The sequence below is a fragment of the Anaeromassilibacillus sp. An250 genome, assembly GCF_002159845.1.
GTDB classification, from domain to species: domain Bacteria; phylum Bacillota; class Clostridia; order Oscillospirales; family Acutalibacteraceae; genus Anaeromassilibacillus; species Anaeromassilibacillus stercoravium.
On the sequence record NZ_NFJK01000059.1, the window covers coordinates 1 to 937 of the forward strand.

Annotated in this window: 2 pseudogenes; both read right to left on the reverse strand. The window is 59.2% G+C overall.

Annotated features, from left to right (window positions below):
* Positions 1-485, reverse strand: a pseudogene (locus B5F54_RS17105) (ATP-binding protein); the annotation flags it as partial.
* Positions 482-937: pseudogene (locus B5F54_RS17110) on the reverse strand (phage replisome organizer N-terminal domain-containing protein); the annotation flags it as partial. The pseudogenes B5F54_RS17110 and B5F54_RS17105, both read right to left, overlap by 4 nt.

Below are 937 nucleotides of genomic sequence, written 5' to 3' on the forward strand. Positions count from 1 at the left end.
AGCACCGGCACATCCCGGTCAAGCAGGGCGTTGGCGATACAACCGGCGAAAAAGGACTTGCCGGTTCCCACATCCCCAAACAGCAGCAGGCCAGTGTTGTTTCGGTATGCCTCCTTCCAGTTCTCCACATAGGCGCGGGCCTTGTCCATCAGGGGATTTTGGCCGTTGTCGTTGGCAAAGGTGTAGTCGTACAGATAGCGGTCTTGCAGGCCCTGGGCCTTCCGGCGCTTGATACGCTCCATGCGGCGCTGCCGTTCCTCGGCGGCCTTGCGCTGTTCCTCGGCCTCTCGCTGGCACTGGCAGACACAGCGGGGCATGAAGTAGCCGGGTTTCCCAAAGCATGGCACAACGGTCTGCCTCTGGCCGCCGCACTTTTTACAGTGAATAAGGCCGTCTGCCGGGTCTATGTACTCGTCCCCGGCCAGCTCCACACCGGCGGCTGCCTTGTCGATCAGCGCCCGGATTTCTGCTGTAATCTCAATCATACGGTTTCATCCTCCTTTACGCTGTAATCCCGGTTGCGGGTGGGCGGGGCCGCTTTCCTGGCGTCCTCACCGGCCCAGCGCCGGATGGTGGCGGCATGGCTCTGATACCGCTTGCCGGTAGAAGCCATGTACTCGGACAGCTTTTCGATGTACTGGCCCCATACGGTGGGAAAGCTGGCCTGCAAGTCTGCCAGTTCCTCGTCCGTCAGGAAAACATTCTGGTAACGGCCATAGGCGCGGGCGGGGTGTCCCTTCTCTATCTCTCTCTTTATCTCTATCTCTTTCTCTAACTCTATCTCTATCTCTGGTGGACGAATGTCGGACAAATGTCCGCCGTTTGTCCGGGGCGCGGAAAGAGCCTTGTTTTGGAGCCTTGCCGCCCGCTTTCGCTCGGCCTCGGTAGAGGACTGGCCGATCAGCAGCTCGATATTGCTCATGTAAAAAGTGCCGCT